This is a genomic window from Pseudomonas sp. GL_091, from assembly GCF_057837725.1.
Genome location: NZ_CM174451.1, coordinates 3,161,653 through 3,173,940 on the forward strand (window position 1 = coordinate 3,161,653; position 12,288 = coordinate 3,173,940).

Genomic DNA, 12,288 nt, shown 5'->3' on the forward strand with positions numbered 1-12,288 from the left:
CAATCGGGGCTGGCTTTGCCGCCATGGAAGGTGGCGTCAAACCCCTCTGATTGGAGAGTGTGTGTGGAACCCAATGTTCGATCCAAAGCCGTTTCCCGCTTCATGCCGGACGTGCGAATCGATGCTGCGTTAGTGCGTGAGCGACTGTTACTGCAACTGGATGGAACCTCTGTTGCCAGCGCGTCAATGACCATCCTTCGAGCGCCTGCCGGCTTTGGAAAAACCACGCTCTACGCACAGCATTCGCGGCAATTAAAGGCGTCGGGCATTACAACGATATGGATGAATGCTCAATCTCAGGACCGGATGTCATCCCTGTCTGATGTGTTGTCTGAGGCGCTGCATCATTCGGGGCTTTGCGGATTCCGATCCTGCGTGCGAATCACCGAGCTGCTCGCCCAGGTCAGTGAGCGTGTCGGGCGCTTTGCATTATTCATTGATAACGATGAATGGCTGGATACGGAAGCAGATGCCCAACTGATCGAATTGGCCAGAGAACTGCCGGATGGCGTGAGTTGCTACCTGGCCGGCCGGCGTCGACAAGAGGCGAGGTTAAGTCAGTATCTACTGGGAGGCTACGTCCGCCTGATCGGTCCGGAGCATCTTGCCTTTACGTTCGAAGAGGCCGCGAGCCTGTTCACCGACGGTGTGCCGACCGAGGCATTGACGCAGGCCTGGACTCGCAGTGAAGGCTGGCCCGCGGCGATGCAGTTGATGGCGCACCATCATGCCTTCAGATCACCGGGGGACAGGGAGGCATCATTCGTCAATTTCAATCCGATGGCCGCCGCGCTGGTGGAGTCCCATGATTACGTTGCTTCGCAGATCCTGGCGCCATTGCCCGACGAGGAGCGCCGCTTCCTGCTGGATACATCGATACTGGATGAGGTGACAGTCGACATTGCCAATGCAGTGCTTGAACGCTCTGACAGTGCAAATCATATCGCCTGGTTCGCGGGGCTGGCTCCGTTGATCAAACATCGGACTGATGCGACGTCGGTTCATGTGAACCCCTGGCTGCGCGAATCCCTGATCTGGCACGCTCGCCTCAGCGGGGATAACGTGATTGCGCGTCGGCACTTGCGAGCGGCGAACGCCTACGCGGCCCATCAGGATTTGATCCGGGCGGTGGACCAGGCCATACAGGCCGGGGAGCCGGAAACAGCGGCCCGAATTGTCGAGCACAACGGTGCCGTACGGTTGATAGCCGATGCCGGTATCGGCAGAACCCACGTCCTGCTTTCACGCCTGCCATCGGCGGTCAGGCAGGCCCATCCCAGGCTGCGTCTGCTGTACATCGCGCATCTGCTGGCTGAAAACAACGCCCGTGAAGCGTGCTGGGACATGGAGCGATTGCAGCGCGAACTGCAGCTGGCGGAGCCTGGCAGCCCATTTGCGCGGCTGGCTGCCGATGAAAATTTTCAGCTCGAAGTCTCGTTGGTCGATTGCCTGGTCCTGCTGAATCGGGCCGAGCACGAACTCATCATTTCACCTTGGGCACAACTAGATCGGGTCACGCGCCTGGCGATGGTCCAGTTCTGCGATGACTGGCGAATACTCGGTCTGTTGCTGCCCCTGCAAATACTCTTTTTGCACCGCTATGGCCCCTTGTCGGGGGCGGCTCGCTACATCGCCCGGATCGAATTGATGTACCGCTCCGAAAACAGCGATTACAACATCCAGTGGGTGCGTTTTAATCGGGCGCGCGAATGTGTGGGGTCCGGGCACCTGGATCAGGCCGAAGACATTCTGCTCAAGGCGATCGATTCAAGTCATGCGGTCATCCGCTTCGAGCAAACGTCGTTCCGCAACATGGTGGCCGCCTTGCGCGCGCGCGTTGCGAACCTGAGCGGCGAACTGGAAAAAGCCCTGGCCATTCTTGAGGGGATCGAAGCGCACTCTGCCGGACTTCTGTTCGAGGTGACCGCCGCGGTCTACATCGAGCGCGCGCGTTGTTTGTACGCCCTTGGCGATTCGGTGGCCGCGATGGCTCAACTGGACGCTGCACAACGGCTCGCCGACGCCGAAACGTTGCCGCATCTTGGCGTGTTGGCCGCCTGCACCAGGCTGGTCTGGCTGGCCGACGAGGGGCGCAACGACGAAATGGAAGTGTTGGCGATGCAGATCAATCTCAAAGGTCTGTGGAAGGACGCTTGCGGTATCCGCAAGTTGCCGTGGGCGGACGTAGAAGCCGTCGGTCGTGCCGCCATTCGGTTTGCGTTGGCGCGTGGTGATTTGAAGTACGCCAGCCTTTATGCCGATCGACTCCAGATACTGGCAGAGCAGATGGAGGAGCGTCCTGCGGTGATCGCCGCCAGGTTGTTGTACATGCGTGTTCTGATCGCCATCGGTGATGAGTGCGGGGCACGGAGGATGTGGCAATCGGCACTTGCCATCGCCGCTGAGGGCTGCATCTCTCAACCGTTCGTAGATGAGTTGGTGGACATCGCCTGGCTCGAAGCCCAAGGGGACGACGAGCCGACGGCGATCATCGGATTGAAGCACCGGATTCGTGATGGCCGACTGGCCGCGATACGTCGAAGAATCGAGTGCAATGTGCAACTGACCGTCCGCGAACGCGATGTCATGTACTGGCTGGTGCAGGGGCTGGCGACCAAAAGGATCAGCCGTGAACTGGGCGTTTCACCGGAAACGGTCAAGCAGCATCTGAAGACGATTTTCACAAAGCTGGGCGTCAACAGCCGAGGTGCCGCGACGGCCGCAGTCATCGGCAATGTCATCCCGGTGAGTGACAGGTAAATCCCACGGGCTGTTCGTCAAGTTGACCGGGCATTCACACAAGGTCTCTGGAGGTGAACATGTGAATGCCATCTGCCCTGGACAGCACGGCATCGATCATCACCCTGGCAATATTGGCTGGGGGATTGATCCACAGGCCTCGCGGCAATATCGGCCGAAGCAGGGCGGCCAATGGAAGTATCAAGCGCTCGGCAGGACGAAACTCCTCACGACTGCCACCGATCATGCCTGGTCGGATAATCGTCATCGAGGGGAACCCGATGCTCTGAATATCCCGCTCGAGCTCACCTTTGATCCGGCAATAGTAAAGCGGAATGGACAAAGAGGCCCCGGGCGAAGAGATCACTGCGCAAGCCTTGGCTCCCAGCGACAAAGCAAGTTCTGCAAACTTGATCGGCAACACGTAATCGACCTGTCGAAACGCCTGTTTTGAACCCGCCTTCGCGATCGTTGTTCCCATCGCGCAGATCATGGCATCGATTGACCGCTTGGCGACATCCGGAAGGGCACGCCGTAGATCCTCTGACACCGGATTACTGAGTTTGGGGTGTGCGGGGAGGGCACGGCGGGTGGGCGCGATAATCTGTCCGATACGCTCATCTTTCAGCGCTTGCTGAAGTACGTTGCGCCCAACCTGTCCCGTCGCGCCGAGAATCAATACCTTCATTGTCGTTGTCTCTTCCTTCAATGGCCCGAAGGCCCCAATGGCTGGGAATTGCTGTGGAACATCGAGCCGTAATAAAGGCGGCCATCATCCAGGTGGTGGCCAAACGCAAAGCCTTTCTCCAGCATGGTGTTCATGTCGGCCTCGGTAATGCGCATCACATAGCTGTGTTCGGTCGTGATCAGCGCGCAGTTTGCACCTTGGGCTACGCGAATGTTGAACCACTTGCCCGGGGCTGCGTGTCTGCTGGGAAAGGTGCTGCCGTCGTAGTGAACCCGCCATCCGCCGTCGAGCAAGACCCAGTAATCCGTCGCCGATGCACCAGTCTGATCGACCTTGGCGATGACCGAACCCGCCTCGGTTTCCCATTCCCGGGAATGGTCGATGACCCAGCGCAATTGCTCTGTCGACAGCGATGTGAAAAACGGTGTGTGCCGCAGAAAATGCAAATACGTGATCGAAGGTTTCATGGTCATTTCCTGCTTGGCATCGGGCGTACGCTGAGCACCACACGCCACAAGCCCCATCGTTGTGAATAGCGCCAGGGTTGCAATCTGCAGGCACGTGCGTAGCGGTGCCGCGCTGTTACTCAAATTGAAATTCATCACAGTCCTGCGAGAGGGCGGTCGGACATGCCTCGCGCCTGGGTGTGGGGCAGATAGCGAGGAATGATGGACTGTTTTTCGGCGAAGATAATGACGCAAAAATTGACTATACAATTCCATTTACCTCAACAATCGCGTGCGATGTCCAGCAATGTTCCGGCTCAAGTGAAAGCACGGAAACAGCAATCGCTACGCTGTCGTGGCTCGACGACCGAGTGCGTTTGAAGCAACCACTTCTTTCAGGGTGCGTCCTTGATCCTGCAATACGGCTTGTGCCGTATTACGTCCCGGCAGACCGCTGATTGATCCGCCCGGTGCCGTGCAGGCACCCGTTTGATAGAGGCCGGGAATGCCCATGCGGCAGGGGGCGAAGTTGCTGCCGCGATTGTCGAAGTGGTGCGCGCTGCCTCGCCACATCGAAGGGTTCATCCGTTCAATATCCAGAGGGCTTAACAGGTAGCTGGCGAGAAGCTTGTCTTTGGTCAGGTTGGTCGTGTAACGCATGTAACGCGTTAAAACAGCGTCGGCGACCTGAGCCTTGATGGCATCCCAGTGTTGCGGCCCGCCCTTGAGGTTGTAGGGCATGCATCCTTCAATTTTCAGCAGGCCCTGGCCTGCCAGCACGCGGGATTTGTCGAACACCGACGGGTGACAGACCTGAAGCGGGTAGTCCGCAATGTTCAGCTCGCCGCGCACGTCGTCCGGGGCCAGCGTGAAAATACTCGCGGGCTCTTCCATCAGCGAGGCTTCGCAACTGGCAAGGGTTCCGCCTGAGGCCAACGGGTACTCGGGCTCTTGCGTAAATGCAAAATGGAACTGGAACATGGCCAGTTCCGGTTGCATGAGGCTGACCCCATCGAGAACGGCATCACCAAACAGCTCGCGAGGCGCCATGTCGATCAGGTGCTTGACGTGGATGCTTGATATCACGCCCTTGTCAGCCCGGTATTGCGTGCCATCGGCGCACTCGACACCCTTGCACGCGCCACTCTCGATGATCAGTTGGACAATCGGCTTGCGGGTTAGAATCACCCCGTCGTGCGCTTCGATAAAGCGCCCAAGCGCCACACTCAACATCCCGGAACCGCCCTTGGGAATGGGCCGACCTTTCAGGTGGTCGAGCATCGAGAACGCCTGTTTCCCCGTGCCGTAGTCGCTGCCGAGGGGGCCAAAAAACCGCCCGCCGGAAAGGGCGGCCGCGCGCATCTGCGGGCTCTCCCAAACCGCTTGGGCCGCCGTGAACCCCGTCATCTCGCCCAGTCGTCGCAGGTAGAGGCCGTCACGGGTGGTGGCCGCTGTTTCGGGCGTCATTAAGGACAGGTTTGCACGGGCTGCAGCCATGCGCCTGAAAGTCTGTGCATCCTTTTTTGATACCTGTTCGATGGTCGCGGCGGTGCGCTCGACATCATTGCGAAAGACGGTGAACGACGCGCCATCGAGGAATGGATAGTGCAACACCACGTCTGGATACAGGAGCTCATAGCCGTACTGCGCCAGGTCCAGTTCATGGTCACGTATCAGCGGGTTAGCGAGAATCGCGCCGTGGGCGCTGGAACACAGATCCTCTTTGAAGCCTGGCAGCAGTGGCTCGGTCGTCTTGCAGCCACCGCCGATGACGGAATCACCTTCAAGTACCAGTACCCGGTAACCCGCTTTTGCCAGATACGCCGCGCAGACCAGGCCGTTATGGCCAGCACCGGCAATCACGTAGTTGAAATGCTCAGACGGCGGTTGAGCTCGTTTTACGAATGCCTGCCCAGTATCGGCCGCATCGGCAGGGGCCATGCCTGCAAGACCTGACAGTGCGACCGGAATAACGGCCGCTGCTTTGAGAAAATCGCGACGATCCATAGGCGGCATCTTCTGCTCCTGTCTTCACTGATGTGACGGGGAACTTCGTGAGCACTGGCGTTGAGTGAGCATCTGGGCGGCGGCTTGTTTGTGCGCCGCCCATTGCCGACTTGCCGTTACCCTTGACGGAAAACCTGAAGAATCTGTTTGTACTCCAGGAAGTCATCCAGGCAGGCCAGGCCACCGAGCCGACCCTGTCCGCTGTTCTTGAAGCCGCCTTCTTCGAACTCGACCTGCATGCTGGCCCAGTCGTTGATGCAGATATGACCGGCATCGAGTTGCCGGGCGACGCGAATCGGCCGGTTGACATCGCGACTCCAGATACAGGCACTCAGCCCATATTCGCTGTCGTTCGCCATGGCGATCGCTTCATCCTCGGTGTCGAACACTTGTAACGTCTGGACCGGGCCAAACACCTCCTCACGCGAAATCGCCAGCCCCGAGGCCGGAACCTCCAGCAGCGCGGGGCGGTAGAACGCGCCACCGGCCAGTGGTCCTTCACTGATCAGGCCGCCACGGACAATCGCTGTCGCGCCATCGTCGAGCGCTGCTTTCACCATCTGGTCGACACGCTCGGCCGCCTGACGGTCGATCAGCGGGCCCATTTGGCTGGCAGGGTCTGCCGCAGGCCCAGGTTGCACGGACGACAGTTGTTGCCCGAGCTGCCCCTTGAGTTTTTCCGCGATACCACGCTGCACAAGAATTCGGCTGCCGGTCACACAGAACTGGCCTGCGAATACTGTCGATGACGCAGCGATGGCCGGCACTGCCGCCTCGAGGTCGGCATCATCAAACACCAAGTGCGGTGTCTTTCCGCCCAATTCCAGGCCGATACGCTTGAACTGCGCAGCGCCGGCGAGGGCGATCATGCGGCCCGTCGAGGTGCTGCCTGTGAAGCTGATTACCGGTACGTCAGGGGAGTCGACCAGGAACTTAGCGCCGTCGGCGCCGCTCTCGATAAAAATGTTGACCGCGCCCTTGGGGAGCTCCGGAACGCTGGCCAGTATCTGCGCGGACAACCGGGCTGCCTGAGCGGCTTGTGCCGGTAGCTTGATGACGGCAGTACACCCGGCGGCAAGCGCTGGTGCCAGTGCGCGAATCAGCAGAAACGCGGGTGAGTTCCACGGCACGATCAGGCCCGCTACGCCGACGGCCTGACGCAGCGCCATGGATTGTGTGCCAGGGCGCGGTTCGGCCACGCGACCGAAGGTGTGCAGCGCCAGGCCGGAGGCAAAACGCAAGGCGCGGACGATTTGCATGACCTCGAAACCGGCTTCGATTTTCAACTTGCCGTTCTCGGTGGTCAGGCAATCAATCACTTCTTGCGAGCGTTGTTCGTAGGCATCCGCGAGGTGGCTGAGTGCGGTCGCCCGCCGCATCGCGTCGACTTTCCAGTCGCTGTCGAGAAAGACTTGCCTAGCGGCGGCCACAGCCTTTTTCGCCTCAGCCACGCCCCCGTCGTAAAACGAGGCGAAAGCCTCTCCGGTGGCCGGGTTGATGCTGTCGCGCAGTTGCCCGCTGTCCATCCACTCGCCATTGATCCAGTGCTTTGCTAGCTGACCCATGTGAAGACCTTTGAAGTGATAAAGGGGGGTAAAGAATGCTGATATCAACGGGATTATTCAACACAAATCCAATATTGTGGGATTTGTGTGTTTATCGGGTTTTGATCACGATCTTGCCGAAATGCTGACCCGATTGCAGATATTCGTAAGCGGCGACGGCTTCATCGAACGGGAAGACCTTGTCGATGGTCGGCACAATCCGGTTGACGTCGACGAAGCGCACGAGGTCTTCGAGCATGGCCCGGCTACCGGCGGTGACCCCAACCAGCCGTTTGGCACCACCGATGAGCATGCCGGGCTCGATCGAGACGCCGCCGCCACCACTGACCCGGCCAATGACCACGACGGTTGCGCCAGGACCAGCGGATTTGAGTGAGCGGGCCAATGTGCCTTCGCCACCGACTTCGACGACCAGATCGACCCCGGCACCGGCGGTCAGCCGCAGGACTTCATCCTGCCATTGCGGCGTGGTGCGATAGTTGATCGTCGCATCGGCACCGAGGGCTTTTACCCGTTCGAGTTTTTCGTCCTGCGACGAGGTCACGATCGCAAAGAGACCCGCCGCCTTGGCCAGTTGCAGTGCCCACAGCGATACGCCGCCGGTGCCCAGAATGAGGACGCTGGAACCCGGTTTGACCGCGCCGGCGACGAACAACGCGTTCCAGGCCGTGACCCCGGCACAGGACAAGGTCGAAGCCTCGGCCGCTGTCAGGCTGGCGGGAGCCCGCGCAAAAAACTCCTCGCTCGCCACGATTTCCTCGGCGAGGGTGCCGTCGAATTGAGCTCCGAACGAAACAGCGGTGTTGTCCAGCGACAGTGCGCCATCCACCCAGCGTGGGTAATAGCTGGTGATGACCCGATCACCGACTTTGAAGCGGCTGACCGCGCGGCCCACCGCAATGATTTCCCCGCAGCCATCGACCAGAGGGATGATCGGATAGCCCGGCGGGTTATAAAACTGCCCCCGCGCGAAGCTTAGATCGCGGTGGTTGAGTGAGGTCGCATCGATGCGCACTTTGATTTCGTGGGCGTCGAGTGTGCGATTGGGACGCTCGACAGGTTCGAGTCCGGCGATGCCGGTACCGGCCAAGATTTGATAAGCCTTCATGTTTGCTTCCTTGACGTAGGTAACGTGATCGATTCAAAGAACCGGGTTTGCGGAGCACGAACCATTGCTACGGGTCAGTCTGCGTAGGCGGCCCGGCGCAGTGCGGTCGGAAAATCTCCGCTCATTCCGGCGACCGCGGTATTCGTCAGCGCGACGACGCTCAGGCCTTCAGCGGGATCGACCCAGAAGTTCGTGCCATAGACCCCGGCCCAGTTCCAGCTACCGGCCCGCAGCGGCAATTTCGCCGCCTGCGAATCTTTGAGCACCGCCACTCCGAGCCCCCAGCCGAAGCCCGGGCCTGCTGCGGAGACCGGCAGATCGCCGATGACGTTGCGGGTCATGGCCGCCACCGTGTCGGGGTGAATGATCCCGGCACCGCCCGTGCGGATCGCTTCGATGAACCGCAGATAGTCCCTGGCAGTACCGACCATGCCGACGCCGCCCGAGGGGAAGGCGCTACTGTCGAAGGCGCGGACGGGCGAATAGACAATCGCGCTGGGTCCGAACCCGAGTGAAAAGGGATCGGTCATGCGCCTGGGCTGAGGCGCCGCATCGCCATAAGGCGTGGCCAGAACGGTGTCGGGGGCGGCGACGAATGTGAGGCTGGAAAGGCCTAGAGGGGCGGTCACGAGGGTGCGTACCGCCTCGGGTAATGTCAGGCCGGTCACCCGCTCGATGACCGCGCCGAGCACATCGATGGCCACCGAGTAGTGCCAACCGGTACCCGGCTCGAAAAGCAGCGGTGCGGAGGCGATGCGTCGCAGATTCTCATCCAGGGTCAGGCCGGACGCATCCAACCCGTCGGAGACGCCGAGCCGATGGTAAGCGCCGTCCGGCGCCTCAAGAAAACCGTAGGACAGGCCCGCCGTATGGGTCAGCAGATGGCGCACGGTGATGACCGGCTCGCGGCCGTCCGCGAGCTTCGGACGAAAGTCCGGGAGCCAGCGGGTCAGCGGATCTTCCAGACCGAGTTGGCCCCGGTCGATCAGCGCCAGCGCCGTTACGCCCACGATGGGTTTGGTCATCGAGGCCAAACGACAGACTTCGTCTTCGTTCATGGGACGTCGGCTTTCCCGATCGGCGAAACCCGCTGCACGCTGGTAGACGACGTCGCCGTTTTTCGCGGCAATAACGGTCGCGCCGACAATCTGGCCGCTGTTCACTGCGTTGAAGATCACCTCGTCCAGCGCCTTGATCCGATTCCATGTCGGGGCTGCCGCCAAGGCATTGGAGAGGGGACCGGCGAGCGTTATGCCCAGCCCGCCCACCGAAGCGGTGACGAGCAGTTGGCGCCGGGAAAATTCTTTGGTGTCTGCCGCGTTTTGAAGCGTTGTGGACTCCATTACTGATTCCTGTCTCAAGCATGGTGACGACTTGGGCCACACTCTATATCTTCACTCCGAGGGTGATAATCCAGCGATCTGGTGATTCAGTTTTTAATGAGAGCGAGAAATAAAAATGCTTGATCGCATTACCGGAATGCAGATTTTTTCGCAAGCCGCCCATCTGGGCAGCCTCTCGGCCAGCGCTCGGCAGATGGGGGTGTCGCCGGCGATGGCGACAAAACATGTGGATGCACTGGAGGTGCGGTTGGGTGTGCGCCTGTTTCATCGAAGCACGCGCAAGCTCACGCTGACGGAAGCGGGGCAGCAGTATCTGGACGCGTGCAGCCGGATACTGCCGGACCTGGAGGATGTGGAAGCCATGATCGCCTCACAGCGTGTGGAGGCGAGCGGGTTGCTTCGGCTCAATACACCGCTGTCTTTCGGTGTGCGCTTCGTCGCGCCGTTGCTGCCTGCGTTCAATCGCAAGCACCCGGGGGTCACCGTTGATCTGGGGTTAAATGATCGCGTCGTGGATCTGATGGAGGAGGGATGGGACCTGACTATTCGGGTGGGGCCGTTGAAAGACAGCCGTCTGGTATCGCGCAAACTGGCTGACAGCGCGATGGTCGTGTGTGCCGCGCCCGACTACTGGAATCGGCATGGACGTCCCGAACGCTGGGCTGATTTGCACACGCATAATTGCCTGAGTTTTTCCTTGTCGAGCCTGTCGCGTCCTGACGAGTGGCGATTTGGCAAAGACGCCGACAAGCGTGTGGCGGTAAAAGGCAGCTTGCGCACCAACAACGGCGATGCGCTGGTAGCGGCGGCCGCCGCAGGTCTGGGCGTGCTCTACGAGCCGGAGTTCATCGTCGCCGATGCCATTCGCCAGGGGGCGCTTGAACGGGTCACGCTTGACGCCCTGTCCGCCGATCTGGGGGGCATTCACCTGGTGCGTTCGTCCGATCGCATGCCGCCGGCGAAGGTTCGAGTGATGATCGATTTCCTGGTTGGGGCCTTCAATCCTGTTGCGCCGTGGTCACTGCCTTGATGTGAGTGACCCGTTGCGACCGGTAAGCCGCAACGGGAAGCGAGATCAGTCAGGTTTGATGTTGCTCATGCCCAGTCCAGAGGCCGGGAACCCTTGGTCCGACTGCGACTTGCGCTTGCTCAGCAGGGTTTCCTTCAAGAACAGGCTCACCACCAGGCCGATTCCCAGACTGCCCAGCGCCAGCAACAGGGTTTTCTCGATGCCGTAGTGCTGGGCGATGAAGCCTGCCAGTGCGGGAGCCACAGCACCACCGAACAACTCCGCCGCGCCCACCACCAGCCCGGTCGCGGTGGCGATCTGCGAAGGCGTCACCGACTCGCTGGTCAACGGTCCGTTGATCACGCAAATCATGCTGAAGTTAAAGAAGGTCGTCATAAACAACAGGCCGAACAACTTCAGCGGTTCTGCACCGGTGTTGGTCAGCAGCCAGAGGAACAGCGCTGTGGCCACGAATGAAATCAGCAGCACCGGTTTGCGTCCGAAGCGATCCGACAGCGAGGGCATGATCATGTCCCCGGTGAACCCGCCGAAGCCGATGGCCGACATGACGAAGCCCATTTGTGGAATGCTCAGGTGCAGGTAATCGGTCAGGTAGTTGGCCGTCATCACGCTGACCACGAACAGGCAGGTCAGCGCGCAACACATGCAGATGATGTTCAGCGGCATGTTGCGATGACGCAGAACGGTCAGCCAACTGTGTTTCTCGACAGGGTCGGCCGTGGTGGTGGTCGCTTTGGTGGTCTGCGGCCGGGTTTCCTTAAGGTTGCGGTAGATCAACCAGGCCAGCACGAACCCCGGCAGCGCCACGATCGCAAACACCCAACGCCACGACGGCACCACGGCGAGCAATTGTGTTGCAATGATCGGCGCCAGCCCGAGCCCAAGCAGGGGGAAGAACCCCAGTTGGATGCCCATGTTTCGACCGCGCCGCAGCGGATGAGAAACTTCGGCGTTGGTGGCGATCGAGGTGGTGGTGAACGCACCCTCGGCAACCCCCATTACGGCCCGGATCATCAGCAGCGAGGCGATACCCGAGGCCAGCCCCGAGACGCCGGCCAACAGTGAAAAGATGATCAGCGAAGGGATCAGCACTTTGCGTCTGCCGAACGTGTCCGAGATACGACCGATCAGGATGGACGACAGCGCCCAGGCCAGCGCCAGTACTGCTGAAATGTTGCCCAGGTCCTGATAGTCCAGCGCCAGGTCTTTCATGATCGCCGGGAACAGCGGCAGGATGATAAAGCGGTCCAGGCCGACCAGGCCAAAACCGAATGCCAGGAGCAGGACGGCTTTCCATTCGTAACGCGAATCCCATGCAGGTTTGTTGTTGTTCATGGTTCGGGTTTCCAGATTAAGGGATGA

General features: G+C 60.2%; 9 protein-coding genes. 2 read left to right on the plus strand and 7 right to left on the minus strand.

Annotated elements, in window-relative coordinates; all coding sequences use genetic code 11:
- Positions 1–63 precede the first annotated feature (63 nt).
- The gene (locus tag AC3ITY_RS14455) at positions 64–2,760 is read left to right on the plus strand and encodes a helix-turn-helix transcriptional regulator (RefSeq protein WP_489310105.1); all 2,697 of its coding nucleotides are present in this window, start codon (positions 64–66) and stop codon (positions 2,758–2,760) included.
- 34 nt (positions 2,761–2,794) lie between these two features.
- On the opposite strand, the gene AC3ITY_RS14460 is transcribed toward AC3ITY_RS14455, so the two are convergent.
- The 6 genes from AC3ITY_RS14460 to AC3ITY_RS14485 form a co-directional block, all read right to left on the minus strand.
- Complete coding sequence (locus AC3ITY_RS14460; protein ID WP_489310107.1) at positions 2,795–3,427, minus strand: Rossmann-fold NAD(P)-binding domain-containing protein; 633 nt, start codon at positions 3,425–3,427, stop codon at positions 2,795–2,797.
- A 17-nt stretch (positions 3,428–3,444) separates the two neighbouring features.
- Positions 3,445–3,894 (minus strand): cyclic nucleotide-binding domain-containing protein, encoded by a 450-nt coding sequence (locus AC3ITY_RS14465; RefSeq protein WP_489310109.1) that lies wholly within the window; start codon positions 3,892–3,894, stop codon positions 3,445–3,447.
- A 324-nt stretch (positions 3,895–4,218) separates the two neighbouring features.
- Positions 4,219–5,889 (minus strand): phytoene desaturase family protein, encoded by a 1,671-nt coding sequence (locus AC3ITY_RS14470; RefSeq protein WP_489310111.1) that lies wholly within the window; start codon positions 5,887–5,889, stop codon positions 4,219–4,221.
- Positions 5,890–5,996: 107 nt separating this feature from the next.
- Positions 5,997–7,445 carry an aldehyde dehydrogenase family protein gene (locus tag AC3ITY_RS14475; RefSeq protein WP_489310113.1) on the minus strand — a complete coding sequence of 483 codons (1,449 nt, stop codon included), beginning with the start codon at positions 7,443–7,445 and terminating at the stop codon, positions 5,997–5,999.
- A 91-nt stretch (positions 7,446–7,536) separates the two neighbouring features.
- Complete coding sequence (locus AC3ITY_RS14480) at positions 7,537–8,553, minus strand: zinc-dependent alcohol dehydrogenase family protein (protein ID WP_489310115.1); 1,017 nt, start codon at positions 8,551–8,553, stop codon at positions 7,537–7,539.
- A gap of 74 nt (positions 8,554–8,627) precedes the next feature.
- Positions 8,628–9,896: a serine hydrolase domain-containing protein gene (locus AC3ITY_RS14485; RefSeq protein ID WP_489310117.1), complete on the minus strand. Its 1,269-nt coding sequence runs from the start codon at positions 9,894–9,896 to the stop codon at positions 8,628–8,630.
- 115 nt (positions 9,897–10,011) lie between these two features.
- On the opposite strand from AC3ITY_RS14485, the gene AC3ITY_RS14490 reads away from it, so the two are divergent.
- Complete coding sequence (locus AC3ITY_RS14490; protein WP_489310119.1) at positions 10,012–10,926, plus strand: LysR family transcriptional regulator; 915 nt, start codon at positions 10,012–10,014, stop codon at positions 10,924–10,926.
- 45 nt (positions 10,927–10,971) lie between these two features.
- On the opposite strand, the gene AC3ITY_RS14495 is transcribed toward AC3ITY_RS14490, so the two are convergent.
- Complete coding sequence (locus AC3ITY_RS14495; RefSeq protein ID WP_489310121.1) at positions 10,972–12,261, minus strand: MFS transporter; 1,290 nt, start codon at positions 12,259–12,261, stop codon at positions 10,972–10,974.
- Positions 12,262–12,288: the final 27 nt, after the last annotated feature.

What these genes read in the sequence shown, in the direction of transcription:
- AC3ITY_RS14490 (WP_489310119.1), top strand. Translation starts at nt 10,012, where the DNA reads ATGCTTGATCGCATTACCGGAATGCAGATTTTTTCGCAAGCCGCCCAT.
- AC3ITY_RS14460 (WP_489310107.1), bottom strand. Translation starts at nt 3,427, where the DNA reads ATGAAGGTATTGATTCTCGGCGCGACGGGACAGGTTGGGCGCAACGTA.
- AC3ITY_RS14470 (WP_489310111.1), bottom strand. Translation starts at nt 5,889, where the DNA reads ATGCCGCCTATGGATCGTCGCGATTTTCTCAAAGCAGCGGCCGTTATT.
- AC3ITY_RS14475 (WP_489310113.1), bottom strand. Translation starts at nt 7,445, where the DNA reads ATGGGTCAGCTAGCAAAGCACTGGATCAATGGCGAGTGGATGGACAGC.
- AC3ITY_RS14485 (WP_489310117.1), bottom strand. Translation starts at nt 9,896, where the DNA reads ATGGAGTCCACAACGCTTCAAAACGCGGCAGACACCAAAGAATTTTCC.
- AC3ITY_RS14480 (WP_489310115.1), bottom strand. Translation starts at nt 8,553, where the DNA reads ATGAAGGCTTATCAAATCTTGGCCGGTACCGGCATCGCCGGACTCGAA.
- AC3ITY_RS14495 (WP_489310121.1), bottom strand. Translation starts at nt 12,261, where the DNA reads ATGAACAACAACAAACCTGCATGGGATTCGCGTTACGAATGGAAAGCC.
- AC3ITY_RS14465 (WP_489310109.1), bottom strand. Translation starts at nt 3,894, where the DNA reads ATGAAACCTTCGATCACGTATTTGCATTTTCTGCGGCACACACCGTTT.